The sequence below is a fragment of the Gleimia europaea ACS-120-V-Col10b genome, from assembly GCF_000411155.1.
Classification (GTDB): Bacteria; Actinomycetota; Actinomycetes; order Actinomycetales; family Actinomycetaceae; genus Gleimia; species Gleimia europaea_B.
Genome location: NZ_KE150266.1, coordinates 502076 through 528393 on the forward strand (window position 1 = coordinate 502076; position 26318 = coordinate 528393).

Genomic DNA, 26318 nt, shown 5'->3' on the forward strand with positions numbered 1-26318 from the left:
GCGCGGGGTGGAACTCTTTAGTCGCGAGTTAGGCGACGGTGCGTCACGCGGCGCGGGCGCGCGGCCTCTGGGCCGAGGCGCTCAATCTTGTTCTTCTCGTATGCCTCGAAGTTACCCTCAAACCAGTACCAGTTCGCAGGATTATCTTCGGTGCCTTCCCAAGCGAGAATGTGGCTGGCCACGCGGTCAAGGAACCAGCGGTCGTGAGTAACTACAACAGCACAGCCGGGGAACTCCAGGAGCGCGTTTTCTAGGGATGCCAGCGTTTCGACGTCGAGATCGTTAGTTGGCTCGTCCAAGAGCAACAGGTTGCCACCCTGCTTCAGGGTTAGCGCCAGGTTCAAGCGGTTGCGCTCACCACCGGAGAGCACGCCCGCCGGCTTTTGCTGGTCAGCACCCTTGAAGCCGAACGCGGACACGTACGCACGCGAGGGAACCTCAACGTTCCCGACTTCCAAATAGTCAAGGCCGTCAGACACGACCTCCCATAGAGTCTTGTTCGGATCGATTCCTGCGCGGGTTTGGTCTACGTAAGAAATCTTGACGGTCTCACCGATATTCAGATCACCACCATCGAGTGGTTCAAGCCCAACGATCGTCTTGAACAGCGTGGTTTTACCAACCCCGTTGGGGCCAATCACACCCACGATGCCGTTACGCGGAAGGGAGAAGGACAGGCCGTCAATGAGCTTGCGATCCCCGAAGCCCTTTTGCAAATTGGAAGCATCGATCACCACGTTGCCCAGGCGCGGGCCCGGCGGAATCTGGATCTCTTCAAAGTCCAGTTTGCGGGTGCGCTCAGCTTCTTCAGCCATCTCCTCATAGCGGGCAAGACGAGCCTTTTGCTTCGCCTGCCGCCCCTTGGCGGACGTGCGCACCCACTCAAGTTCGTCCTTCAAACGCTTGGCAAGTTTGGCGTCCTTCTTCCCCTGAATCTGAAGGCGTTCCTTCTTCGTTTCCAGGTAGGTAGTGTAGTTACCCTCGTACGGGTACAAACGCCCGCGGTCAACCTCGGCAATCCACTGGGCCACGTGATCTAGGAAGTAACGGTCGTGGGTCACTGCGATGACAGCGCCCGGGTAGGAAGCCAGGTGCTGTTCCAACCAGAGCACTGATTCGGCATCCAGGTGGTTAGTGGGCTCATCCAGTAGGAGCAGGTTCGGAGCTTCAAGAAGCAGGCGGCAAAGTGCCACGCGGCGGCGCTCACCGCCGGAAAGTACGTTCACGGGCGTGTCTGGCGGCGGACAGCGAAGCGCATCCATAGCTTGGTTTAGCTGCGATTCAAGATCCCAGCCGTTCACCGCATCGATCTCGGTTTGCAGTTTGCCCATTTCTTCCATGAGAGCGTCAAAATCTGCATCCGGATTAGCCATCTCTTCCGAAACCTCGTTGTAGCGCTTAAGTTTCGCTACCGTTTCACCAACACCAAGCTCCACGTTTTCAAGAACAGTTTTGTCCTCGTCCAAAGGGGGCTCCTGCTGCAAGATACCAACCGTGTATCCAGGGGAAAGACGAGCCTCGCCGTTTGACGGCTCGTCCAGGCCCGCCATGATTTTCAAAATCGAGGACTTGCCGGCGCCGTTGGGGCCAACCATGCCGATCTTTGCGCCCGGGAAGAACGCCATCGTCACGTCGTCAAGAATTACTTTGTCTCCGTGCGTCTTACGCGCGCGGATCATTTGGTAAATATATTCGGCCATGCCATACCTTCACGTTTAACTAGGCTTAGTCGAGCCTAGTGTACGTGAACCGCCGGCCCGATCCAACGCGAGCCGGCGGATTTTCACGGTTTATCGAGTAGTTGGTTCCCGTACAGAGCGGCTGTATGAGGCCGTTCCATACCCAAGGTCATGACCAATGGTTGTAGCGGTGATAACAAGCTCTGTTCCCCTGCTTCCGCTCTGCGGATTACTCCACTCATTAACTTCGAGTCGGCCAGTTACAATCACCGGCTGCCCCTTTTGCAAAGACTGAGCCGCATTCTCAGCCAACTGACCCCACATTTTCACCGTGTACCAAGCTGTTGACGCGTCATGCCAGTTGCCCGCATCGTCACGCCCACGCCGAGTGACGGCCATCCGCACCCTGGCCAGCTTCGATCCCGACGGCAAAGTTTTCAGGTCTATTTGGGATCCGAGGCGGCCACGAACAGTAATATTCACCGCATCGGCCGAGAATGTTTTCAACCGCGATGAGGTTGGCACCGCAACGGTAGCGACAGTGGTATTGCTATCTGCAACGACGGTATTTGAATTCCAAGTATCTTCCATGATTTCTCCTATGCTTTGCGCTCGCTACGCCTAAACAGCACCAATCCAACGCCCAGGCAGGCAAACCCAAACGCGGGCAAGAACAGGGTGGCGACGCCTGTTTTCGCAAGCGTTGGCGGCTGTTCTGTAGCGGCCGTAGTTGGTGTAGGTGTTGGCTCACTCTCCGGCTGGGTGGGCTGGCTGGGCGGCTCGGACACCGGCTGGGTAGTTGGTTCGGTTTGCGACTGCGTTGGCGGCGTTGTCGCTGGAGGCGTGGGTTCGGTAATCGGTTGAGTGGTGGGCTGCGTGGGCTGCGTTGACGGCTGAGGAACATTTACACTACCGCTGGCCTCAAGTACGCTTTTGCCCGGCTTAACCACCACTAAATCCTGGTGTTTCGGGTGTTCCCAAATGTTGATCTCGTTCGCGGGCAGGCCACTGACTTTAACGCGAACCGATACGTCACCCGGGTCGGCAAACTCGGCTTCGACGCTAATTGGTTCCGATTCGGTTGCAAGGTTCTTTTTCACTTCACCTGAGCTAGCATGTTTAAACATGACTTCCACGGGCAATCCCTTGATCCAACCGGATCTGCCCTTGACCCCCAGGTTTTCGACCTTAACCAGACCATCCTTGTAAGAAACCCACGGCTTTAGCGTGTAAGGCCCAGCAATCTTTTCTGCCTCAGTGATCATCTGGCGGGCAAGCTCGCCACCGTCCTCAAGACCCTCGATGGCGAATCTGCCATAGCTTGAAAGCTGGCTTTGCACCGCATAACTAAACGACTTCGCATGATGCTCACTTTTGGTTACGTCGTTTGCGTAAAGGTGGTAAAGGGTAGCGACTATCCACGTTTTATCCGCGCTCATCACCGTCTTAATATCGGTATTGCCAATGGATGTCACCGCATTTCGCGGGGTGTCTTGACCAACCTGGTAGGCATTGAACGAAGCGTCCTTTGGCGCTACCGGAGCGCCTTTTCTAAGCTGATCATCACCGGCGCAAACCCCGTAGTACTCGCCTGATTTTGCAACGAACAGCTGTCCCTGTCCCAAAATCTGCCAAGGCTCCTCGGCCGCGAGCGCTGCCGGCGCACTCAAGGTTAATGCCGCAAATAGAGCCGTTGAAGCTGCCACTACGCGGCGCCTTTCAGTTTTCATCTGAAGTCCTCTCAACTAGATGGATGACTTCATGATGCGAACCGGGTGCCAGAGCGGAAATCGGGCAAGCTGCGGGTTGTGGATACAGTTTTGCGCGGCCTCCTTGTGGAAACCGCGCAAACTTGGGCTTTGAAACTGGGTTTTGAGTCCGCCTTACTCGATGCTCGGAATTCCCAGGGCTACGACCTCAGCCGCAACTGCTCGGGCCTCTTCCCTACTGGGCCCCTCCCCCTGTGGGAAGAGCACGCGACGGTAGTAGACGAGCTCTTGAATGGACTCGAGGATGTCCGCGCGAGCGCGGTGTCCGCCATGTTTGGCCGGGGCTTCCTCGAACGTGCGGTGATACCAGCGCTTGGCTAGCTCCTTTATTGAAGACACGTCAACCACGCGGTAGTGCAGGTAGTTGATGAGATCAGGCATGTCGCGCTCCAAGAACGCCTTGTCCGTCCCAATCGAGTTTCCGGCAAGTAGCGCCTGGCGCGGTTGGGGAACAAATTTCTTCACGTAGTTCAAAACCTCGCGTTGAGCTTCCTCCAGCGAAACCCCGTTTTCGAACTCATCAATCAAACCGGACTCGGTGTGCATGTTGCGCACAAAATCTCCCATGTTTTCCAGCGCTTGCTTCGAAGGCTTAATGACGATGTCAATTCCGGGGTCTACAACGTTTAGCTGCTCGTCGGTGATGACGACGGCTACTTCAACAAGCCCGTCTTTGTCAAGGTCAAGGCCGGTCATTTCGCAGTCAATCCACACGAGCGGACGACGGGGTTTTTTGCTCATGTCACCTACTTTAGTGATTTTTCGGCAAACTTTTTACTGGTCCTGCCTCCGCGCGGCGTGTGCGCCCTATTTTTACGCTGCGTTCACATTTGGGACGTCCAAACGGCTAGTTCGTATATGTCCATAAGATGTGGGACATGGATTCCGATTTTCAACTCAGCGCAAAAGATATTGACGAGGCCGCGAAGCGTTTGGCTCCCATCGCAAAGAATACTCCTTTGGAGTACTCCCCCAGGCTCAGCGAGGAAGTGGGCGTACCGATTTATTTGAAACGCGAAGACATTCAGCTGTGCCGCTCGTTTAAGGTGCGCGGGGCGTACAACAAGATTGCGTCCCTAACTGATAGCGAGGCGGAGCGCGGGGTTGTGGCCGCGTCTGCTGGAAACCACGCGCAGGGCGTGGCGTACGCGTGTGCGGCATTGAAAATCCGGGGCAAAATCTTCCTGCCTTCCAACACTCCGAGGCAAAAGCGTGACCGGATCGCCACTATCGGTGACGGCTGGGTTGAGCAAATCATTGTTGACGGCACATTCGACGCCGCCAATGCTCAGGCAATGGAGGTATCTAAGCGCGAGAACCTGGTGTTCGTGCCCGCCTACGATGATCCGATGGTTATAGCCGGCCAGGGCACCATCGCGGTAGATCTGGCCGAACAGATTCCTGCCGACACCGACTGTGTATTGCTTCCGATGGGTGGCGGCGGACTTGCTGCCGGAATCGCACTGTGGCTTAAAACCATGCGCCCGTCCATTAAAGTAATCGGCGTCGAACCGGAAGGAGCGGCCTCCATCAAGGCCGCGTTGCGTGCCGGCAAGCCCGTCTCGCTAGACCAGGTTGATAACTTCGTGGACGGCACGGCCGTGGGCCGCGTTGGTGATGTCACTTTCCCCATCCTGCGCGAATACCTTGACGACGTGATTGTCATTCCCGAGGGCGCGGTGTGTTCTGAAATGCTTGACCTGTATCATTCCGAAGGCATTATCGCCGAGCCGGCTGGCGCCCTCGCTTCTGCCGCTGCCCGCCGGTACTTGCCACGCATCCCTAACGGGCCGGTCATAGCCCTCGTTTCGGGAGGAAACAATGACCTGTCCCGTTACGCCGAAGTCCAGGAGCGTTCCTTGCGCCACGAGGGACTGCGGCACTATTTCCTGGTGACCTTCCCGCAAGAGCCAGGCGCACTCCTTGGCTTCCTGCGCGACGTACTTGCCGAAGATCAAGACATCATCCACTTTGAGTACACCAAGAAAAACAACCGTGACACGGGCCCAGCCCTCGTGGGCATCGACCTTGCTCGCGCTTCAGATATTCACCAGCTACGCCGCAAAATGGCATCCTCGCCCCTACACGTGGAGCAAGTACCGCTGGACTCCGAAATATTCCGCCTGCTCATTTAACGCATTTGGTTCACTTCGGGGAACAACCTAGAATAGGCGTGCAATACAGGTGCGAAAGCGCCTAGAGCCTCCGTAGCTCAGTGGATAGAGCAGTTGCCTTCTAAGCAATTGGTCGCAGGTTCGAATCCTGTCGGGGGTGCGCAGGAAAATGAGAATACAAAACGAGCCTGGGAAAACCCAGGCTCGTTCTTTAACTATCTAAGACTAGTCCTCAATCTCGATGGCACCAGCCTTGTAAGCCTTTACAAGGTGACGAGGCACTCGGACTTCGCGGCCCTGCACACGGATAGTCTGAAGCTCCGGGAGCTTAGCCTTCCACGACGACCGGCGAGTGCGAGTGTTCGACCGGGACATCTTGCGCTTAGGTACTGCCATAGCCCGCCCGCTCCTTCACAATCAAAAGAAATCGATCAATTACCAAGGTACACTTTGCCACGAACCGCGCCTAAAACACCACTGCAAACAGTGTGATTCGCGTGATAGGCGCGTTGGCAACTGTTCTAGCTTAGCAAATTCGCCCCCAGCCACCAAAGAACGTGCATAAACTCGCGCGTTTACGGCCCGACAGTCATCGGCGCCCGGGCCGCAACGCCGTCTTGCATACAATGGACGATAAGGAGGGCACATGCGCGGCGTTAAAACGGGAACCTGGGTTCGCAACCGGTTAGAAATCCAGCGGTCAGAGTTCATCACCACTTTGGCACAAACCACTACCGAAGCAGATGCCCGTGCCTTCATTGCTACCATCCGCGAGGAGTTCCCCGACGCCACGCACAATTGCTCCGCCTTTGTAGTCAAACCCGAAGGTTCCAATGAGATCGGGCACTCCAATGACGACGGCGAACCCTCTGGAACAGCCGGCGCGCCCATGCTGGAAGTTTTTCTGCGCGAAAACCTGGTAGGCGTAACCGCAGTTGTCACCCGCTATTTTGGCGGCGTGTTGCTGGGCGCGGGCGGCCTGATTCGCGCGTACTCCTCCTGCGTGTCTGAAGCGTTAAAGCTTGCCCAGATCGTGGAGTTCAAGGACGTGTTGCGCTTCGAACTGGACGCCCCGCACTCCTACGCTGGCCGCATCGAAGCAGACATTCGCGCTCGCGGCTTCAACATCACAGACGTATCGTACGGACAGTTCGCAACGATCACCGTAGCGCTGGATCCTGCGCGCGAAAGCGAGTTTGTAAGCCTTATCGCCCAGCTTTCTGGCGGGGACATTACCCCGCGCGCGATGGAGCCAACAACTGTTGAGGTCGACGCGCCACACTAGCGCCACTATTATGGTCACGTGACTATTAAGAAAATTGTTTTTGCGCGACTTTTTCGCACCCCTGCGTGTACGCAGTGTCTGTAGGGTGCCCGCCTGCCCGGGAAACGATGGCGCCGGCACCCAGCTTTTGTTCGCAAATTTTGAAACTTTAGACTGCAGACACACAGGAGATTTCACATGGCTAATATCGCCAACAATGTCACCGAAACCGTAGGACGCACCCCTCTAGTTCGCATCAACCGCATGGCCGGAGAAGGCGCGAAAGTCCTTGCAAAACTCGAATACTTCAACCCGGGATCATCAGTTAAAGACCGCATCGGCGTGGCTATCGTAGATGCCGCCGAGAAGTCGGGCGAGCTTACACCCTGCGGCACGATCGTTGAGGCCACCTCCGGAAACACCGGCATTGCCCTCGCCATGGTTGGCGCCGCGCGCGGCTACAAGGTAGTCATTGCAATGCCATCCTCGATGAGCGAGGAGCGCAAGAAGCTGATGCGCGCATTTGGGGCGGAGCTTGTACTCACCGACCCGAAGGACGGCATGGCAGGTGCGGTAGAGGCCGCGAAGAAGATTGTTGCACAGCGACCAGGCTCCATCCTCGCCTCCCAATTCTCTAATCCCGCCAATGTGAAGATGCACGAGGAGACCACGGGCCCCGAAATTTGGGCGGACACCGACGGCAACGTTGATGTGGTGGTTGCCGGCGTGGGAACGGGCGGCACTATCTCTGGCGTTACGCGTGCCCTTAAGAAGCTGAATCCGAATCTCAAGGCCATCGCGGTTGAGCCAGCCGAATCGCCACTACTTACCGAGGGCAGTGCGGGCCCGCATGGAATTCAGGGCATTGGCGCTAACTTCGTGCCGGACAATCTGGATCGCAGCGTGATAGACGAGGTAATCACGGTCAAAACTGAGGATGCGCTCAAGACCGCTCGCCGCGCGGCCAGCGAGGAAGGCCTGTTCGTAGGAATCTCCGCCGGCGCTGCCCTTTGGGCCGCCCTCGAGGTTGCAAAACGCCCCGAGTTTGCTGACAAAACCATTGTCACGGTACTGCCTGACACCGGCGAACGCTACCTCTCCACTGCCCTGTGGGCGGATATTAAGAAGTAGGAGCCATGTCAAAGAAAGCGTCCTTGCCCACCCTCTTGCGCGAAGATCTGGAAACCGCGCGGCAACGTGACCCCGCTGCTAGGTCTAACCTCGAGGTAGCATTGGCCTACCCCGGTGTTCACGCCATGTGGTCACACCGAGTGGCACACAAAATGTGGCGGTCGGGCGCGCGCCTTCCCGCTCGCGTACTGTCATCTATCACCAGGTCCTTCACAGGTATTGACATTCACCCCGGCGCCCGCGTTGGCCGACGCGTGTTCATTGACCACGGCACTGGGGTGGTGATTGGTGAAACCACGAGCGTGGGTGAGGACGTGGTGATCTTCCACGGCGTAACCCTGGGCGGTGTGGCCATGGTGAAAGGCAAGCGCCACCCAACCGTGGGCTCTAACGTAATGATCGGGGCGGGCGCGAAAGTGCTTGGGCCCATCAAGATAGGCGACCACAGCAAGATCGGCGCAAATGCGGTAGTGGTCCGCGAGGTTCCAACCGAGCACGTAGCGGTTGGTATCCCCGCTCACAACCAGCCAATTTGTGACCAGTCTCGCGAAGCCGACCTGATTGTGGATCCCACACTATACATCTAAGCGGCTATACCTTTAGGCCTTAGACCAAACGCGCATCCACTGCTTTTTGGATGCGCGTTTGTGTTGCCCGCGTGGTTTAAACCCAAAAATCACGACAACCGAACTAAAGTATAAATATGTCACAGCTCACACTTAATGCCAGACTGAAGTCGTTAACCGACTTTGCACGCCCGGCCGGAATTGAGCTAGCGACCATTACCCGCTACGACATTCCGGCCCTCGCAGCCCTCAACGTGGTTGCATATGACCTGCCGGAGACCGCTGAAAACCTGTATGAGTCCATCGACCAGATGCGCATGTGCTTTGGCGGCGAGTTCGGCACTCCCCTCGACAATTCCTTCATCGGCGCGTGGGCCGATGGAGACCTCATTGGCGCGATCTTCGTGACCATCGGAACGCCGTGGGACGATGACGATAAGAGCCCCTACATTCTTGACCTGATGGTCCACCCCGATTATCGCGGGCGAGGCATTGCCACCGCCCTTATCGGTGAAGCCGCCGAGCGCGTAGGTGCTGCCGGCTATGAAGACATGTGTTTGCAGCTCGATATGCGCGAGGCTGCGGGCGCTGCCCGGCTCTATGACTACCTGGGGTTCCAAGAGGCCTAAACACCGCGCACGTGCGAGGCTGCATGTCTACCGCTGGCAGGAGGCGCACCAAAATAGGCGCCTGCTAGCCACACGCTTTTCCTGCACGGGCGCCCCGCAGCGGAGGCACGGCCTGCCCGTGCGGTGGTAGACGTAAAAACGCGAAGCCTCCGGATCCGCTTCCAGAGGCGGTTTGGGCGCGTCCTGGGGATCAACCGTGGTGATTATTCCCGTCTGCACGCCATCTTCCATGAGAAAAACGAGGTCATCCCACAGCTGGCCGATTCGCTTTACCGAAGTGCTGGTGCCCTTGCGAAACGGGGAGATGCCCACGCGAAACAGCGATTCTGCACGATATATATTACCCGGCCCCGCGATCACCGACTGATCCATCACCAGCTCTCCGATATCGCGTTTACGGGCACGCACGTTAGCGATGAACTGGCTACGCGCATTTGGCGTGGGATCCAACGGATCCGGTCCCAGGCGGGCGATCACTTCTTCCACTTCACCTGCAGATACCAGCGCACACCGGTTAGGGCCAGCCAGATCCGCAACCTCACCCGCACACGCTACGCGCAACCGCACCTGTCCGATCGGAGCAGGCAGATGCCCGTCCACCTCGTGAAAACGCCACTTGCCATAAAGCCCTAAGTGGATGTGGATGAAACGCTCGCCCGCAAACTCTAAAAACAGGTGCTTGCCGTGGGCTCGCGCCCCAACCAGTTTGCTCCCATTGACCAGGTTCGCGCCGGCCTCGAACCGTCCTTGCGGGGATTCCACCAACACGTGTTGGCCCGCGAAATCGCGGGAAAACTGTTGGGCAAGGCGATGCAAAACGTGTCCTTCAGGCATGACACATTGATATCAAGGCCACCGGCCGGGCTCAAACGGGAGCGCGAAATGAGATGATTAAAACATGAGCAGTTTCAGTTCTAGCGCAATCTTGTGGCAAGTATTCCCCCTCGGCGCCCTGGGCACACCGGCGACAAACCCGGAGGTTGAAGGCGAAGATTACTGCCCTCCCCGTACGCTCCGCGACCTCGAACCTTGGCTGGATCACGCAGTTCGCATTGGCGCTAACGTACTGTCTTTGGGCCCAATCTTCCACTCTTACTCGCACGGATACGACACGATCGACTACTACCGCATTGACCCGCGCCTGGGCACGCTCGAGGACTTCAAATCACTTGTTGAGGCCGCCCATGCGCGCGGCGTGAAAATCGTGCTGGATGGAGTGTTCAACCACGTTGGTTCGCGCCACCGGCTGGTGGAGGGACTGCGCAATGGCCCGTCCGAAGACGCGCAAATGCTTGTGCCCAACTGGGACGAGTGGAAAGAGGGCGAACTGCCTGCGTACCACTGCTTTGAGGGGCACACCGGCCTCGCCACGCTAAATCACGCCAACCCGCGCGTGCGCGAAGAAATTACGAACGTGATGAACCACTGGCTGGACTTAGGAGCCGACGGGTGGAGACTGGACGCTGCTTACGCAATGTCTCCGAGCGTTTGGAGCGACATCTTGCCAAAGGTGCGAAGCCGTCACCAGGAGGCATGGATCGTGGCTGAGGTTATTCACGGCGAGTACGCGGACATGGTCAGCCAATCGGGTTGGGATTCGCTCACCGAATACGAACTGTGGAAAGCAACCTGGTCTGCGTTAAACGACGCAAACTTCTACGAGCTTGACTGGACTCTAGGGCGCCACAATGACCTGTTAGACACGTTCGTTCCGCAAACTTTCATCGGAAACCATGACGTGACGCGCATTGCCACCCAGCTTAACAACCAGGAGCAGGTTGGGATTGCCGCTGCCATCTTGTTCAGTGTAGGAGGAGTTCCCTCTATCTATTACGGTGACGAGATGGGCTTCACCGGCCGCAAAGAGGAACGCCTGGGCGGCGATGATGCGATCCGCCAGCCCCTACCAAGCTCACCCGAGCAGGCCATGCAAGACCCACGCGCGCAGCACTTCTTCCACTGGTATGCCTCCCTATGTGCCATGCGGCGCCAGCGGCCCTGGCTGTGGCACGCAAAAACCAAGGCCGTACACCTGGAAAATGAGGTGATGCGTTTTGTCAGTTACAACGGCGACCAGGCGATAACAGTTGTGCTGAACATTTCTGACGCGCCCCTACCTCGCGGCAGTGAAGTTTTGCAAGGGTGCGGCGAGCCCATTGCCGGTCAGTTTGACAACAATGCGCTACGCCCGAACGCCTACGTTATTTTTGATGGGGAGTGTGGATCAGACTTAGGTTCATGACTGCAGATTTGTTCGGCTCAACGAGTAGCTCTTCAGTAAACTCGGGCCGGTTGTATGCGTTGGTCATGAACTGACAGAACTCCAGAGCAACGGCCTCACACGGGCGGTGCTTCAGCGGCTCGCCAGTAAATACGTGGAAGAGGCCGTAGCCACGCGCTCCTGAACCCGCGATTGCCGCTCGCAGTTGCGTAGTTGCCCCGCTGGCGTGATGCAGGGTGGCGGTGGACGTGGCTTCACCGCCCGTACTGACGGTGAGGTCGGTGAACGCTGTGTCCATGCCACGCAGATCATCTAAGCGCAGCAGGCCCGAGTTCGGGTCGAATGTTGGCGCCAGAGCGAAAGCCTCGGCTCCCTCTAGGGGGATGAGGACGTCATCTGTCAAAATCTGGCTGCGCGCCGGCATGGTGATGGAGGCACCCTCAAGCGGGCCGTCATAGCGCAGGTAAGGGTGCCAGCCAAGCCCAATCGGAGCGGGAATCGTCCCTCGGTTCGTTGCCGCAAGCCGCATGTTCAACTGCCAGCTACCAAGCGTATGCGCGATCTCATACCGCACCTGCAGGCTCAGCGGGCAAGGGTAGGCAACGCCATCTGCATACGAGATGGCAAGCTCGTCCTCCCCAATCTCCGCCGACATCGTGATCCAGCCCGGCCCCGTGCCGCTCACCTCGAAAATGCGATCCAAGAACAGGCCGTGCAAGCCCTCGCGAACGCCCTCTTTATCGGGGCCGAGGTCGAAGTTTATGCCCTGCCAAGAATACTTCGAGTCTTCAATTCGGTTAGACCACGGGGCTAAGAGTGCCGCCCGCGCGCCGTTTGCCTCCGCAGCCTCTTCGGTGCTTTGATAGCCGTCAATTACATCGAAGCTCTGCCTCCCGGCGGGCACTACCCACGAGGTGATAACTCCCCCGCGCGTACAAAACGTTGCGGTGGATTCCCCGGCCTGGATTTCAACAAACTCGATGTTATTCACTCCTCCCCCTTACTGGTCGCTTATAAGATATCGCGCCCCGAGCAACATGGCACCGGGGCGCGGATCTTTACTTCGGAAGGACGATGCTGACGAGCTTCGGAGCCCGCACAATCACCTTCAGCGGGTCACGCCCGTCCAAGGCCTTAACTGCGGCATCAGTTTGCAAAGCCAGCTTCTCTAGTTCTTCGGCGCTGATCGACGGCGGCACCTCAAGGCGCGCCTTGACCTTGCCCGCAATCTGGACAACGCAGGTCACCTTCTCTTCTTCAAGCAGGGATTCATCCTCCACAACCGGGAACGGCTCACGCGTAAGCGTGCCCTCATGGCCGAGCTTTTCCCACAGCTCCTCCGCGATGTGCGGGGCGAGCGGCGCGACCATCAGCACCAGCGGCTCAATGGCTTCGCGCGGCACGCGATCAATACCCGTCAAATGATTATTGAGGACGATCATGCGCGCGGCCGCCGTGTTCATCCGCATGTTGTCATACTCTTCAGTCACGTCCGCGATGGTGCGGGCAACCAGCTTCTTCGTTTCGAGGTCGGCTGGCTCATCCGTCACGGTCACCGCGCCGGTTTCTTCGTCAATCACGTTGCGCCACAGGCGCTGCAAGAAGCGGTAGGAGCCCACCACTGCGCGCGTATCCCACGGGCGCGACACCTCGAGAGGTCCCATCGACATCTCATACATGCGGAATGTGTCCGCACCGTACTCTTCACACATGTCGTCTGGCGTCACGATGTTCTTTAGCGACTTACCCATCTTGCCGTATTCGCGGAACACCTCACGGCCCTGGTAAGTCCAGCCAGTTTCCTCATCACCTTCAACCTCATCGGCCGGCACATACTCCCCGCGCACATCCTTGAAAGCGTAAGCCTGGATGTAACCCTGGTTAAACAGCTTGTGGAAAGGTTCAGATGAAGATACGTGGCCCAGATCGAACAGCACCTTGTGCCAAAAACGAGCGTACAGCAGGTGCAGCACCGCGTGCTCCACGCCACCAATGTAGAGGTCTGCGCCTCCCGACTCGCCCTTGCCCTTCGGGCCCATCCAGTAGGCCTCATTAGCTTCAGACGAAGCGTACTGCGTGTTATTGGGATCCGTGTAACGAAGCTCGTACCAAGACGAACCCGCCCAGTTCGGCATCGTGTTCGTATCGCGGTGGTACTTCTTCACCCCGTCGCCCAGATCCAGCTCCACCTCAATCCACTCCGTGGCACGCGAAAGCGCGGCCTCCGGCGTGGTATCGGCATCGTCGGGATCGAACGTGCGGGGCTGGAAGTTATCCAGCTCCGGTAGCTGCACCGGCAGCATCGACTCTGGAAGAGCATGCACGCGCCCCTCCTCGTCGTACACAACCGGGAAGGGTTCACCCCAGTAGCGCTGACGGGAGAACAACCAGTCACGCAGGCGGTACGTAACCGTCGAATGGCCGACACCCTTTTCTTCTAGCCACTTCGTGATCCGGGCGATCGCGTCAGCCTTGTTAAGGCCGTTGAGGGAGATCTCGTCGTTGTGGGAGTTCACAATCAGACCGTCACCAGTCCATGCACCCTCACCATCAAAATCCTCATCCGGCTGGATAGTGGTCACCACGTCAATGTTGAAGCGCTGCGCGAACGCGAAGTCGCGGTCGTCGTGGGCCGGCACAGCCATAATCGCGCCCGTGCCGTAGCCCATTAGGACGTAGTCCGCGATGAACACCGGAATTTTGTTTCCGTTAACCGGGTTGGTGCCAAAAATACCGGTGAATACGCCCGTCTTTTCGGTGCCCTCCGCGAGGCGTTCATCATCGGTGCGGGACTTCGCCCACGAACGATACGCCGCCACGGCCTCGCGCGGGGAGGCATAGCCACCTGTCCACTCTTCGCGCGTGCCTGCCGGCCACTGACCGGGAACCGTGAGCTCTTGGGCCGGCGCGTCTTCGCCTCCCACCAGCTCGTGCTCGGGAGCAACCACCATGAAAGTTGCACCAAACAACGTATCGGGGCGGGTGGTGAACACCGTCAGCTCGGTAGATTCAGTTACCTGACCATCCGCGACCTCAAAATGTACGGTTGCGCCCGTGGAACGCCCAATCCAGTTACGCTGCTGCGCTACCACCTTGTGCGGCCAATCAACCGTGTCCAAGTCTTCTGCCAAGCGGTCAGCATAAGCGGTAATGCGCATCATCCACTGGCGCAGACGCGACTTGAAAACCGGGTAGTTGCCGCGCTCGGAACGCCCGTCTGCCGTTACCTCTTCATCTGCCAAAACAGTTCCCAGGCCCGGGCACCAGTTCACCGGGGAGTACGCCACGTACGCCAAGCGGTACTCATCCAAAAGGTCACTACGCTCCGCTTCGCTCATCTGCGCCCACGGCTGGTGCGGCGTTTCGCGTTTGCCGGACTCGAACTCTGCAACGAGCTCGCTAATGGGGCGGGCGGAGCCGAGCTTGCCGTCGCGACGTTTAGCCTGCGGGTCGTACCACGAGTTGTAAATCTGCAAGAAGATCCATTGTGTCCAGCGCACAAACTCGTCATCGGTTGTTGAAATCGAGCGACGTTTGTCATGAGAAAGGCCAATGCGGGCGAGCTGGCGGCGCATGTTCGCGATATTGTTCTCGGTAGTGATGCGCGGGTGCTGGCCCGTTTGCACGGCGTACTGCTCTGCCGGCAAGCCAAACGAGTCGAAGCCGAGCGTGTACAGCACGTTCTTATCCTGCATGCGCTTGTAGCGCGCAACCGTGTCCGTTGCGATGTAACCGAGGGGGTGGCCCACATGCAGACCTGCACCTGAGGGGTACGGGAACATGTCTAGCAGATAGAACTTTTCCTTCTTGGCTAGCGGACCTTCAAGATCGCCTTCCGGGTTATCAGCCGCGAACGTCTGATTTTCCTGCCAGTATTGCTGCCAGCGGGCCTCAATTTTGCCCGCGAGCGCCGCGTCGTAGCGGTAAGGATTATCCCCTGCGGTTTCCATGCTCAATTTGACCTCGTTTCATATGTCAATCCGACATTTACACTACCCCACTAATGGGGGTTCTTTAGAATCGGGTGGGGCGAAAAATGAGCAGTCTTGTACCACAATGGAGACATGACCATTTTTGAAAAAATTATTTCCGGTGACATTCCCGGCAAGTTCATCTACGCAGACGAAACTTGCGTGGTTTTTGCTGACGTCTCCCCTGTTCGCCCCGGCCATGCCCTCGTGGTTCCGCGTGAGGCGATCAGTGAGTGGACTTCTCTCTCCGACGAGGTTGCTGCGCACCTGTTCACCGTGGCCAAGCGGATCGGGGAAGCACAGAAGAAAGCGTTTGGCGTGGAGCGGGCCGGCCTGTCCATCCTGGGGTTTGAAGTTCCCCACACGCACCTGCATGTAGTTCCCCTGCGAAGCGAAGCCGACATGAACCCGGCAAACGCGAAGCAGGCAGCGGAAGAGGAACTGACCGAGAGCACCGAAGCTCTGCGCGATGCTCTTCGCGCCCTCGGGTATGGAAGCAATGTTCCCCCGCGCATCGACAGCGCAGAACTTGCCTAAGCCTTACCCAATCCAAACAGTTCGGCCGGTCAGGATATTTCCGACCGGCCGAACTGTTTCAAACTGCTTAGGCTGACTCAGCATGTTCTGGCGTCACTTTGATGCGCGCGGCCAGCGCCGTGGAGATGTCTATCCGAGTGCCGTTCAGTTCAACAGTCACCTGGCCGGCAACGTCGGCCCGTTCCACTACGCGCAGTTTTGCTCCGGGCAGGATGTCGCGCTGTTCAAAGTAGCGCAACACTTCAGGCTCCCCGTCGCGAATACGCACAATCTGTAAATCCTCATCCAGCGGCGCTCCGGGCAAAGTGAAGCACGAACACCTGTGTACAGAGCCGTCCTTACCTGGAATCGGATCCCCGTGCGGATCAAAACGAGGGAAGCCCAGAGCCTCATCAAGCTTGTCTATAAACCGGTCAGAAACCGCGTGTTCAAGCTCGTGTGCCTCAAAATGCAACTCGTCCCAGGAGTAGCCGAGAGAGCGGTGCAAGAATGTTTCTAAAATGCGGTGGCGGCGCACCATCTCAATGGCCTCTTTACGGCCCGCCTCCGTTAGCCGCACCTTCTGATACGGCTGGTGATCCAGCAGGCCTGCGTCCCTCAGTTTGCGCACGTTTTCTGAGGCGGTGGAAGGCACGACCTCCATAATCGTTGCGAGTTCGGTTACGCTAACGCCCTGATCGCCCCACTCCTGCACCGAGTAAACGGCTCGCAGGTAGTCTTCCCTAACGGTTGACAGCTCACGTTTGCCGGTCACAGGAGGCCTCCGATCTGTTCGGTCATTGTAAACAGCACGACGATAAACACCACTAGGTGCAAGCATACGATGGTTGCCCACGAGTAGCGCAGCATGGTTTTACCCGTCGCGCGCGTGCCCTCAAATGCGGTCATGGCAGCAGGAATGAGGATCGCGCTCACGACGATTGTTGCCGACCACACCACCATGCAGTACGGGCACAGCGCAAAAAAGCTTGTGGCGGACTGGTACAGGAAGAAGCCCACAAATGTAAGGCCTCCGACCGATCCTAATCCCAGCAACACTGCCGCTGGTTTGCTCAGGCGAGTGCCAAGCAACATCAACACACCAACTGTGGCAAGCGCGCCAAAAGCCGCGATTCCGAGAGCGGAGTTGGGAATGGTAAGCAGGTGGGCCTGCGCCGACATGAGGGAACTGCCGCAACTGATCAGCGAATTCAGGTCACACCCCAGCGCGCTATCGGGGTTTCGCAAATGGTTAAGTTCTGTTTCAAGTAGCCCAAGAGAGGCCAGCAACCCCATGGCCGCGCCCAAAACGACCACAACAGTATTTATAAAGCCAACCGGAATGGAATCTTTTGCAACCGCTTTATCCACGTGTGTTCCTTACATCGACCATCAAATACTACGAGACCGAGTGCTTCCCCCCGCCTCTTTTGTACCAAACTACAGGTGTGTCTAAAACCGCATTGGACGATTTTGCAGTCTTGCCAAGAAACGCGTAAGGTTTTTACCTGCAGGCGCCGTTAGCTCAATTGGCAGAGCAGCTGGCTCTTAACCAGCGGGTTGGGGGTTCGATTCCCTCACGGCGCACCAAATTTCCCCGACTCTGGTCGGGTTTTTTATTGCCCACGTAGCCACATACGACGCAAGCCTTGTTGGCCCTTACACAAGAGCCGGCGTGTGCGTCTTAAAACCTGAGCTATGCCGCTACCAGCGCGGCCTCGCGTCTGCGCTGAATACGCACAGGCAAAAGTTCAGCTCCAACCATGGCCGCCACGATCAAGGTCCCACCGAAGACCAACCTAAAGGTTACACTCTCGCCACCAAATGCCACCGCGAAGATTGCGGCGAACAACGGTTCCAACGTAAAGATGATCGCCGTTGAAGCCGGATTTATATGTGCCTGCGCCCAGGTTTGCAAGAACAACGCAAGCAAGCTTGCCACAAACGCCATATAAAGCAGTGAGGCCCACTGACCCGCAGTAGAAGGCAAAGTAACACCGCCAGGCAAAGCAAATAGGAACCCGAGGCCGCCCATACTAACCAGCTGTATCACCGTAAGATCTAGCGCGTTTTCCTTACTGGTCCAGTGCCCTAACACCACGATATGGAGCGTAAACATGAGAGCGCCGAGCAACGTCAGAAGCTCGCCAAAGCCAACCGCTAAACCATCCAGAGTGAGCACCATCAAACCACCCGTGGCGATCGCAATGCACACCCAGGTTGCCCGAGAAATCTGAACCCCAAACATCAGCATCAAAACGATGGGAGTAAGAACCACATACATGCCGGTAATAAATCCAGACACCGAGGCGTCCGTGTACTGCAGGCCAACCGCTTGGAACAACTGGCCCAGCATAAATATCGCTCCGAGCAACATCCCCTTGCCCCACAGATCCTTCGAGACCTTTTTTAAGGCACGATATCGCACCGCCAATACCACAACTGCGGCAATAACGAAACGCGTTCCAAGAAAATCCAGCGGCGGAACAGCGCTCACAAGATCCTTTATCAGGAAGAACGTAGAGCCCCACACGGCAGTAATAAAAACAAAGGCCAAGACAGCAAGAACAGTGGCAATCTTTTCCGAATCGAATCCTCGCCACCAGAACTTTTCACCGGAATCCCAGTTAAGTCCCATAAAAGTTGTAGTTGCTGTTTCTAACCTGTTTTCACCCTGCCTCAACACAGCTTCCCTTCAACTCATCGCAGAAAACACTAACGACTAAGTGATTATATCCAACTTAACGGGCATAAAATAACCCCTTCAAAGCCACCAAACCTAACCGCTTCGTCTTATTCTATGAATCTTTCGAGCCCATATTTTGAACTATTTTGCATGGTTTCTCGTTGAAAAGTGTTCCTAAGATCGCACTTTGCAGGTTTGTGTTTTCAACTTTGGCAGTGTTATTATTTTCAAGTTGCATTCAAGAGCGTTCTTGACAACATGCGCCGTTAGCTCAATTGGCAGAGCAGCTGGCTCTTAACCAGCGGGTTGGGGGTTCGATTCCCTCACGGCGCACTTTACATATACCCATTAACATCCACATCTTTCATTGAGAGCAACGATGGTGCGCCGTTTAACATCTGATGAAGAACGCCTCATTCATGCCGTTCGCACACAGCTGGCCTCGCGAAAGAAAACCCACATTAGCGACGACGTCATTCAACAGGTCACTCGCCTCGTAAAATCTCTTACCGGCGCTTGCAAATCTATCACCGATGTAGTCGGGCCAGTATGCTCCACCGCAGACCTCGTGGACTGGATGGGAATCTCCCGCCAAGCGGTAAACAAAGCAGTCAAAGAATGCCGCATTTTTGGCGTCCGCGAAGGAAATGGCTCGTGGATGTACCCCACTTGGCAAATCACTTCTAACTTTCAAATCGTGAACGGCCTGCCCGAGGTTCTCGGGCGCCTCGACGGGATCATCAGCACGGTTGAGATTGGCCGCTGGTTCATTTCTGCACACCCCGACCTAGAGGGCCTCTCGCCCGCCACCTGGCTACAGCAGGGCCGCGATGTGAACAACGCCGTGCGGGTTGCCGAGCAGCTGGCCCGCAAGCATCGCTAAACAGACCCGGGCCAGCCACAGCCTCGACAACAATAAATCACTGCAACGGGCAACCTTTACGCCGCTACTCACAACCAAGTTCGCTGCGCAGGCGAGCCACGTGACCCTTTGCTCGCACGTTATACATCGCGTGCGTAACCTTCTTATCCTTGCCAATCACCACCGTGGAACGAATAACGCCGCGCACAAGCTTGCCGTAGTTCTTCTTCTCTCCAAAAGCACCCCACGGCTCCATGACACTCTTATCAGGATCCGAAGCGAGCGGGAAGTTCAGGCCCTGGTTGTCGCGGAACTTCTCCAACGCCGGTATTCTATCTGGGCTTACACCAATCACCGTATAGCCGCAAGACTTCAAAGAAGCCAGACTATCGCGAAAATCGCACGCTTGCGTGGTGCAACCCGGCGTGGAAGCGCGCGGATAAAAGTAAACGACCACGCCCTTCGCTGACTTCTCTAACTGGTCGTACAGGCTGATCTTGCCTGCCGTGGAATCAAGTTCAAAATCTGGGGCCACCTGGCCCACCTCAAAACGTGTCATGCTTCCATTGTGCCCAAAGCCGGCGCCACCGGCGCGTTGAAAGCAAGAACCGGTCGCTATACGAAATCTTCAGTACGGCCCCACTGGGCCCGGCCCAGCTTAGACAGCGGGTTTAACTTCGCGAAATCAACTAAGCCGTCCTCGGCCATAATTTGGCTATCCGTATGGATCGCCTTCACCTTGCCGACAGTGAGGATCGCCGTTTCCACTTCCACAAATGAGTGCACCTCGCACTCAATCGCAACGCGCGCGTCGTCCAGCATTGGCGCATTCACGTTCGGAGCCTTCTTCCACGTCATGCCCACCGCGTCTGCCTCGGACACCCCAGCGGGAAACTCCTTGGACGTCACGGCAACCTGCGGCTGCTGATCCACACCAGCAATATGTACGGTAAAGGCCCCCTCTCGCTTAGCGTTGCGATAGGAATCCTTCGGAGCGCGCGAAGTGAACTGGAGCATCATTGGATCCGTACAAACCACAGAAAACAGGGCATACGGGGCGAGGTTTACCGAACCGTCCTCGTTAAACGTCGCCACCCACGCGATGGGACGCGGCACGATCAGGCTCATAGTGAGCTTGTAGGTATCTAAAGACGTCTCATCTTCCGGCTTGAAAATAACGCGCTCCATGAAAACCCCCGTCCCCAAAAGCAACTACCCACACAGGCTACATGGTTGGCCGGCTACCCGGTTATACGTTGTCAGGGAAGCGAAAAGCCTCGACTCAAAGCCGAGGCCAAAACGTGCCCGAGAAGGGACTTGAACCCCCACGTCGCTAGGACACCAGAACCTAAATCTGGCGCGTCTACCAATTCCGCCACTCGGGCAACAGGAAAAAGCATACCAGGCGCGAGGCTAACCTCGTCAAATCAAGAAGGCGTGATCTCCGCCCCGCATCGCGCTCTTGCCGCTACATCCCTGAAAGCACGCTATTTCCCGGGCGAGGCAGGCCTTAACTTGCGGCAGGAGCGGCCCTATCCAACCGCTGTGTACCCTCAATAATCGACTGCGCTAACACGCGATTACCCCGGTAAAGTACCAGGGTCTGCCCCGGTGCTATGCCACGCACCGACTCCGCCAGCGCCACCCGCAGGCCTCCCTCAAAACGCTCCAACTGCTTGATTGGGGTGGGACGGCCATGGGCGCGCATTTGCGCATACAGACACTCGTCATCATCGGTGCCGAGGGGCTGAGCTACCGTTGTACGCACATCACCCTCATCGTCGCTAGCATCCCACGTCAAATCGGTAGTGATTACAACGTCAACGCTAAGCAACTCAGAGGGGCCCACCACAACCTGATTCGCATCCGGGCGCGTTCGCAAAACGTAGCGAGGTCGCCCATCCACAGCCGGTCGGTCAATACCAAGCCCCTTACGCTGTCCCACCGTGTACTCAAAGTAGCCACGGTGCTCGCCCAGCACATTGCCGTCCGTATCCACGATCTCGCCCGCAGATTCACCCAGGCGACGGCGCAAAAAGCCCTGCGTATCGCCGTCGGGAATGAAACAGATATCGAACGAGTCGGGCTTGTTGGACACCTCGAGGCCACACTGGTCTGCTTCCGCCCTCACTGCCGCCTTCGACGGCATATCCCCTAACGGGAAAATAACGCGCGATATCTCTTCTTCCCCCATCACTGCAAGAACGTAAGACTGATCCTTTGACACGTCCCGCGCACGTAGCAGCTCGTAGTGATCACCGTGTTTTTCTGCGCGCGCATAATGGCCCGTCACAACCGCGTCAAAACCCCTGTGATGGGCACGCACCGTCAGCTCGCGGAACTTCACGAACTCATTACAGCGCACGCACGGATTAGGAGTGCGGCCAATGCGATACTGCTCCACGAAATCTGAAATCACGTTCTCTTCGAACTCGTCAGCCAGATCCCAAACCTCGAACGGGATGCCCAGCAACTCGCATGTCCTTGCTGCATCCGCGCGATCTTGCGGGTTTGCGCATCCGCGCGAACCCGCACAGCTAACGCCCTCGGTTTTCAATGCCATGTGTACGCCGGTGACGTCGTATCCCGCCTCCACCGCGCGCGCGGCAGCAACAGCTGAATCAACCCCGCCAGAAAGTGCTGCAATAACCTTCATCCGCGCCTACAGACCCTTCTGCCTCAGCGCGGCAAGCGCCTCGGGAACAACCTCATTAATATCGCCCACAACACCAAAATCTACGATCTCAAAAATCGGTGCGTCCGGATCATCACAAACTGCCACAATGTGGCGCGAGGCCTGAATTCCACACGCGTGGTGTACCGCTCCTGACACGCCCAGACCGATGTACAAGTTCGGTGCCACACTCACACCCGTTTGACCGATCTGAGTGGATCGATCAATCCACCCCTCATCGGCCGCCACGCGCGTCGAACCCACGGCGCCACCAAGTGCGTTAGCGAGCTCATCCACCAGCGAAAAATTACCATCGGTGCCGCGCCCGCCGCACACTACAACCGGCGCTTCCGTCAAAGACACGCGGCCCTGGCCGCCCTCCTCAATCGATTCAATAACCTCAACGCCAACAGCGGGTTGAGAGTAGCTGACCTTTATGGGAACAATTTCAGGCTCGGTAGGCTCACCTACTTCCTTGGCCTCCACCGCAGAGGGACGCAAACCGATTACGGGGGTTCCACGCGTAACTTTAAACTTCGTGGACCACGTGCCCGCAAGAACGCTCTTTTGCGCCTCAAACTGACCATCGGCAACAACGCAAGACGTCACGTCTACAACCGCGCCTGAACCCAAGCGAACCGCGAGACCCGCAGCCACTTCCCGGCCGCGATAATTCGAAACGTTAAGCACCGCAGCGTACTGCGCCTCCTGGCGAGCCACCTCGAATGCCGCATCCGCCACAACAGCCGCGACCCGCGGTGACAACCCTTCTAAATCAGGGGTAAACACTCGCGACACGCCGTATTTGGCAAGCTCGGATACCTGCGGAGCCGGATTGAGTGCAATAGCGTCAATCCGACCGGTAGTGAGCGAACCCGCTAGCGTGAGCAACTGCTTGGATGGCTCCGTCAGCACAAAACCATCATCAACATTCCCCGTGTGATCCGTGATCACCAAGATCGGAGCTGAAATCTTCTCCACTACTTCAACACCTTCTCAATGTACTCAGCCAGCTTTACGCCGCCGCCAACACCAGAAACAACTTCACCGCCGGCGCGCTCGGACTGCTCACTAGCCTCCAGCACCATCGTGCCCGCACCCTGCTTTCCGATTACCATCTCGTTCGGATCAGCAACGTCCAAAAGATCGTCAAGCGACCACACGTCTAACGGCTTCTTGCGCGCTGCGCGCATGTCCTTGAAATTCGGGAACCGAGGCTCATTCACCTGGTCTGTCACCGAAACCACGGCCGGGAAAGCACAGCGCAACGTGTCCGTAAATCCATCCGCGTGGCGCAAGGCCTGCACCGCGTCCTCAGTAATCGAAAGCTCCGACGCCAGCGAAATATAAGGCCATCCCAACCCAGCAGCCACAGCCGCCGGAACCATCGACGTCATACCGTCCAAACTGGCCATACCCGTAATGAAGAGGTCGATCGGCTCCTCTTGCGCGAGCTTGCGCGCCACTGCCGAAAGCACCTGCGCGGTACCGATCACATCTGAACCAGCCAAACGATCATCCGTCACAACAATCGCGCGATCCGCGCCCTTTTGCAAAGCAAGCATCGCCGAATCCTCAGCGTCCTGCGGGCCCATCGTTACAGCAATGACCTCGCCGCCAAACTCCTCAACAGCTGCTACGGCCGCCTCAATCGCATTCTCATCAAGCTCATTTAGAGTGTCATCCTCGCCACGAACCAAACGCCCATTCTCGATCCGGCGCTCAGACATGACATCAGGGACATGCTTAATACTGACCAAAATCCTCATACCCAATACAGTGCCACAATTTTCCCTACGTTGCCGTATCCAAAATGCACTTGTGAGCAACGTTAAGGGCCTGCAAACACTCCAAAAGAGCGGGCTTGCGCCCGAGCGGGTATCATCTGTGCGGATATACGAAATCAGTGACACCCAAGTCATGTGCCACTAACAAGGAGACGTGGAATCACAATGCCACAGCACAAAACGCACGCAGCCCGAGAAAATTGTGGTTGCAGGGGCGACCTCGCACCCTCCACGCAGCACCCCACTATTCTCGGAGCCACACCCGTGTCAGGCGGCGTGGACTTCGCAGTAGCCGCGCCCGATGCGAAAAACGTTGAACTGTGCATTTTTGCTAACGCCTCCCGTCAAAGCAAAGAAACCCGCTACAAAATGACGCCCCACGAAGGTGGCATCTGGTCCGCCCATCTACCCGGCGCCGGCGTAGGCACCATTTACGGATATCGCGTTGATGGCAAGTGGGACCCAGAAGGCGGCTCCACGTTCAACCCAAACAAGCTTTTGCTAGACCCCTACGGCAAAGGAATTGAGGGCGAGGTGGTGCTCAGCCCCGCCATCCATGCACACGAAGTAGACGACGACTTGTTGCCGTCTACTGCCCCGTACAAACAATCGAAAACCGACTCCGCCTCATACATGGCTCGCTCCATCGTTGTCCAAACCAACGAATTCGCGGTATCTGCCAAACCGCGTACCCCGTGGAACGAATCTGTCATCTACGAGCTCCACGTCAAAGGCTTTACCAAACTCATGCAAGCCGTCCCCGCTGAGCTACGCGGCACCTACGCTGGCCTAGCCCACCCCGCCGCAATCGCACACCTGAAAGCACTCGGGGTCACCGCAGTGGAGTTGCTTCCCATCCACGCCTCCTGGCACGAACCCTTCCTCCAAGGCAGAGGTTTAACTAACTACTGGGGCTACTCCACCCTGTCCTACTTCTCCCCCGAACCTCGCTACGCCACAAAGCAAGCCCGCCAGCTCGGCGCCCAGGCCGTACTGGACGAAGTGCGTGGCATGGTCTCGATTCTGCACGAACATGGCATCGAAGTGCTCTTGGACGTGGTCTACAACCACACGTGCGAGGGCGGCCTGCCCGGCCAAATGATATCTTGGCGCGGTTTTGGGCAAGACCTGTACTACCGACACACCAACGAACGCCCGGTGCAGATGATTGACGACACGGGCTGTGGCAATACAGTGAACTTTGACGAATCCCTCGTCATCCAACACACCCTCGACTCGCTGCGATACTGGTCCGAAGAAGTAGGCGTTGACGGGTTTCGCTTTGACCTTGCCCCCACTCTCGGCCGGCACACGCACGGTTTTGCCTCGGATCACCCGTTCTTCATGGCTCTTGCCTCCGACCCCGTCCTCAACAAACAAAAAATCATTGCCGAGCCGTGGGACATCGGCCCGGGAGGCTGGCAAACTGGTAACTTCCCCCTGCCCTGGTCCGAATGGAATGACCGCTACCGCGACACGATCCGCTCGTTCTGGCTGGCTGACTTTGCCCACCTTGAGGCTGGCCGCCAAAGCCAAGGCCCCAACGAGCTTGCAACGCGTATCTCCGGCTCCGCTGACCTCTTCGGCGCAACGCTGGGCCGGTTGCGTCCCGTGCGCTCCTCGGTTAACTTCATCACCGCTCACGACGGCTTCACCCTGGCTGATCTCACCGCCTACAACCACAAGAATAACTTCGAAAACGGCGAAGGCAACATGGACGGCACGTCCCAAAACCTCTCGTGGAACCACGGGGTTGAAGGTCATATGAACCGCATGCCGCGTCCCTCCGACACGGAGCAAGACACCCCACTGGGCCTGCTCGACTCTGTGTTCTACGCCCGCGAGCGCTCCATGCGTAACCTCATGGCCACGCTCCTCATTTCTGCCGGCACGCCGATGATCACAGCCGGTGACGAGATTGGGCGCACGCAGCATGGCAATAACAACGCGTACTGCCAAGACAACGGCATTTCCTGGGTGAACTGGGACATGGACTCGTGGCAGCATGACCTGCTCGAATCAATACGCTACTTGATCGCCCTACGCAGCAATCACCCGGTTATGCGACCTGACTCGTTTGCCTCCGGTGACGTGAGGTGCGGGGATGAAATCGCTGACCTATCTTGGCACACGGCTGACGATCGTAAGTTTAAGTGCGAAGATTGGCACAAGGTTAAGCACCGCACCCTCCAGATGTTGCGTTCGGGCGCTCCCTACAACGACAGTGATATGCTCGTCATTTTCAATGCGACACTGAACTCAAAGACGGTCAAGCTTGCCCAGGGGCGCGGACGTAACTACCGTCTCGTGTTTGATTCATCCTGGACTAATCCGGACGAGGGCGGGGTTATAAGCGCTACTGACCACAGTGGATGCGACGTTGTGAAGCCCGGTTCCGCAGCACACATCGAGCCACAATCCCTCCAGATTTATCTATCCGAGTAGTGCG

The 26318-nt window shown here is 57.2% G+C and carries 25 protein-coding genes and 4 tRNA genes; 12 read left to right on the plus strand and 17 right to left on the minus strand.

All coding sequences use genetic code 11. From position 1 onward, the window contains the following. Window positions 1–17: 17 nt before the first annotated feature. From ettA to orn, 4 genes are all read right to left on the minus strand, one after another. Entirely contained in the window at window positions 18–1700 is a 1683-nt protein-coding gene (gene ettA / locus HMPREF9238_RS02260) for an energy-dependent translational throttle protein EttA (RefSeq protein WP_016443820.1), read from the minus strand. Window positions 1701–1790: 90 nt separating this feature from the next. Next, window positions 1791–2270 (minus strand): single-stranded DNA-binding protein, encoded by a 480-nt coding sequence (locus HMPREF9238_RS02265; RefSeq protein ID WP_016443821.1) that lies wholly within the window; start codon window positions 2268–2270, stop codon window positions 1791–1793. 8 nt (window positions 2271–2278) lie between these two features. Next, on the minus strand, window positions 2279–3409 hold the full coding sequence (locus HMPREF9238_RS02270; RefSeq protein WP_016443822.1) for a hypothetical protein: 1131 nt from the start codon (window positions 3407–3409) through the stop codon (window positions 2279–2281). Between the two features lie 153 nt (window positions 3410–3562). Next, the gene (gene orn, locus HMPREF9238_RS02275; RefSeq protein ID WP_016443823.1) at window positions 3563–4189 is read right to left on the minus strand and encodes an oligoribonuclease; all 627 of its coding nucleotides are present in this window, start codon (window positions 4187–4189) and stop codon (window positions 3563–3565) included. A 128-nt stretch (window positions 4190–4317) separates the two neighbouring features. Between orn and ilvA the strand changes: the two genes are divergently transcribed. Both ilvA and HMPREF9238_RS02285 read left to right on the plus strand, forming a co-directional pair. After that, on the plus strand, window positions 4318–5583 hold the full coding sequence (gene ilvA, locus HMPREF9238_RS02280; RefSeq protein WP_016443824.1) for a threonine ammonia-lyase IlvA: 1266 nt from the start codon (window positions 4318–4320) through the stop codon (window positions 5581–5583). A gap of 66 nt (window positions 5584–5649) precedes the next feature. Next, window positions 5650–5722, plus strand: a tRNA-Arg gene (locus HMPREF9238_RS02285). Window positions 5723–5787: 65 nt separating this feature from the next. Here the strand turns inward: HMPREF9238_RS02285 and rpmF are convergent. After that, window positions 5788–5958, minus strand: a complete 171-nt coding sequence (gene rpmF, locus HMPREF9238_RS02290) for a 50S ribosomal protein L32 (RefSeq protein ID WP_016443825.1) — start codon at window positions 5956–5958, stop codon at window positions 5788–5790. A gap of 250 nt (window positions 5959–6208) precedes the next feature. Between rpmF and HMPREF9238_RS02295 the strand changes: the two genes are divergently transcribed. The 4 genes from HMPREF9238_RS02295 (at window position 6209) to HMPREF9238_RS02310 (ending at window position 9152) form a co-directional block, all read left to right on the plus strand. Next, window positions 6209–6847, plus strand: a complete 639-nt coding sequence (locus tag HMPREF9238_RS02295) for an IMPACT family protein (protein ID WP_016443826.1) — start codon at window positions 6209–6211, stop codon at window positions 6845–6847. Window positions 6848–7024: 177 nt separating this feature from the next. Beyond that, on the plus strand, window positions 7025–7957 hold the full coding sequence (gene cysK, locus HMPREF9238_RS02300; protein ID WP_016443827.1) for a cysteine synthase A: 933 nt from the start codon (window positions 7025–7027) through the stop codon (window positions 7955–7957). 5 nt (window positions 7958–7962) lie between these two features. After that, window positions 7963–8544 carry a serine O-acetyltransferase gene (gene cysE / locus HMPREF9238_RS02305; protein WP_016443828.1) on the plus strand — a complete coding sequence of 194 codons (582 nt, stop codon included), beginning with the start codon at window positions 7963–7965 and terminating at the stop codon, window positions 8542–8544. A 116-nt stretch (window positions 8545–8660) separates the two neighbouring features. Continuing rightward, complete coding sequence (locus HMPREF9238_RS02310) at window positions 8661–9152, plus strand: GNAT family N-acetyltransferase (RefSeq protein WP_016443829.1); 492 nt, start codon at window positions 8661–8663, stop codon at window positions 9150–9152. 27 nt (window positions 9153–9179) lie between these two features. Here the strand turns inward: HMPREF9238_RS02310 and HMPREF9238_RS02315 are convergent, their stop codons facing one another. Next, window positions 9180–9986 (minus strand): Fpg/Nei family DNA glycosylase, encoded by an 807-nt coding sequence (locus tag HMPREF9238_RS02315; protein WP_040316448.1) that lies wholly within the window; start codon window positions 9984–9986, stop codon window positions 9180–9182. Window positions 9987–10050: 64 nt separating this feature from the next. Here HMPREF9238_RS02315 and HMPREF9238_RS02320 point away from each other — a divergent pair, with 64 nt between their 5' ends. Then, entirely contained in the window at window positions 10051–11394 is a 1344-nt protein-coding gene (locus HMPREF9238_RS02320) for an alpha-amylase family glycosyl hydrolase (RefSeq protein WP_016443831.1), read from the plus strand. Here the strand turns inward: HMPREF9238_RS02320 and HMPREF9238_RS02325 are convergent. Both HMPREF9238_RS02325 and HMPREF9238_RS02330 read right to left on the minus strand, forming a co-directional pair. Beyond that, a complete protein-coding gene (locus HMPREF9238_RS02325; protein WP_016443832.1) occupies window positions 11354–12364 on the minus strand; it encodes an aldose 1-epimerase in 1011 nt (336 codons plus the stop codon). The two genes, HMPREF9238_RS02320 and HMPREF9238_RS02325, sit on opposite strands and share 41 nt — an antisense overlap. A 67-nt stretch (window positions 12365–12431) precedes the next feature. Then, entirely contained in the window at window positions 12432–15323 is a 2892-nt protein-coding gene (locus HMPREF9238_RS02330; RefSeq protein ID WP_016443833.1) for a leucine--tRNA ligase, read from the minus strand. A gap of 114 nt (window positions 15324–15437) precedes the next feature. Between HMPREF9238_RS02330 and HMPREF9238_RS02335 the strand changes: the two genes are divergently transcribed. Continuing rightward, on the plus strand, window positions 15438–15881 hold the full coding sequence (locus tag HMPREF9238_RS02335) for an HIT family protein (RefSeq protein ID WP_016443834.1): 444 nt from the start codon (window positions 15438–15440) through the stop codon (window positions 15879–15881). A 67-nt stretch (window positions 15882–15948) separates the two neighbouring features. Here the strand turns inward: HMPREF9238_RS02335 and HMPREF9238_RS02340 are convergent, their stop codons facing one another. Then, window positions 15949–16635: a metal-dependent transcriptional regulator gene (locus HMPREF9238_RS02340; protein ID WP_016443835.1), complete on the minus strand. Its 687-nt coding sequence runs from the start codon at window positions 16633–16635 to the stop codon at window positions 15949–15951. Then, the gene (locus tag HMPREF9238_RS02345) at window positions 16632–17231 is read right to left on the minus strand and encodes a vitamin K epoxide reductase family protein (RefSeq protein ID WP_016443836.1); all 600 of its coding nucleotides are present in this window, start codon (window positions 17229–17231) and stop codon (window positions 16632–16634) included. Before HMPREF9238_RS02345 ends, HMPREF9238_RS02340 begins: the two co-directional genes overlap by 4 nt. Window positions 17232–17374: 143 nt before the next feature. Here HMPREF9238_RS02345 and HMPREF9238_RS02350 point away from each other — a divergent pair. After that, window positions 17375–17450, plus strand: a tRNA-Lys gene (locus HMPREF9238_RS02350). Window positions 17451–17556: 106 nt separating this feature from the next. On the opposite strand, the gene HMPREF9238_RS02355 is transcribed toward HMPREF9238_RS02350, so the two are convergent. Next, entirely contained in the window at window positions 17557–18498 is a 942-nt protein-coding gene (locus HMPREF9238_RS02355; RefSeq protein WP_156824368.1) for a DMT family transporter, read from the minus strand. Window positions 18499–18806: 308 nt separating this feature from the next. Here HMPREF9238_RS02355 and HMPREF9238_RS02360 point away from each other — a divergent pair. Further along, a tRNA-Lys gene (locus HMPREF9238_RS02360) sits at window positions 18807–18879 on the plus strand. Between the two features lie 46 nt (window positions 18880–18925). After that, window positions 18926–19429, plus strand: coding sequence for a hypothetical protein (locus HMPREF9238_RS02365; protein ID WP_016443838.1), 504 nt, complete (start codon window positions 18926–18928; stop codon window positions 19427–19429). A gap of 64 nt (window positions 19430–19493) precedes the next feature. Here the strand turns inward: HMPREF9238_RS02365 and HMPREF9238_RS02370 are convergent, their stop codons facing one another. From HMPREF9238_RS02370 to HMPREF9238_RS02395, 6 genes are all read right to left on the minus strand, one after another. After that, window positions 19494–19967 (minus strand): peroxiredoxin, encoded by a 474-nt coding sequence (locus HMPREF9238_RS02370; RefSeq protein ID WP_040316449.1) that lies wholly within the window; start codon window positions 19965–19967, stop codon window positions 19494–19496. Window positions 19968–20023: 56 nt separating this feature from the next. Further along, window positions 20024–20596, minus strand: coding sequence for a flavin reductase family protein (locus HMPREF9238_RS02375; protein WP_016443840.1), 573 nt, complete (start codon window positions 20594–20596; stop codon window positions 20024–20026). Window positions 20597–20710: 114 nt separating this feature from the next. After that, window positions 20711–20793, minus strand: a tRNA-Leu gene (locus HMPREF9238_RS02380). Between the two features lie 125 nt (window positions 20794–20918). Beyond that, window positions 20919–22064, minus strand: a complete 1146-nt coding sequence (gene mnmA, locus HMPREF9238_RS02385; protein ID WP_016443841.1) for a tRNA 2-thiouridine(34) synthase MnmA — start codon at window positions 22062–22064, stop codon at window positions 20919–20921. 6 nt (window positions 22065–22070) lie between these two features. Beyond that, window positions 22071–23063, minus strand: coding sequence for an electron transfer flavoprotein subunit alpha/FixB family protein (locus tag HMPREF9238_RS02390; RefSeq protein ID WP_016443842.1), 993 nt, complete (start codon window positions 23061–23063; stop codon window positions 22071–22073). After that, complete coding sequence (locus tag HMPREF9238_RS02395; RefSeq protein ID WP_040316450.1) at window positions 23063–23851, minus strand: electron transfer flavoprotein subunit beta/FixA family protein; 789 nt, start codon at window positions 23849–23851, stop codon at window positions 23063–23065. Before HMPREF9238_RS02395 ends, HMPREF9238_RS02390 begins: the two co-directional genes overlap by 1 nt. A gap of 183 nt (window positions 23852–24034) precedes the next feature. On the opposite strand from HMPREF9238_RS02395, the gene glgX reads away from it, so the two are divergent. Then, window positions 24035–26314: a glycogen debranching protein GlgX gene (gene glgX, locus HMPREF9238_RS02400; protein ID WP_016443844.1), complete on the plus strand. Its 2280-nt coding sequence runs from the start codon at window positions 24035–24037 to the stop codon at window positions 26312–26314. The last annotated feature ends 4 nt before the right edge of the window (window positions 26315–26318 follow it).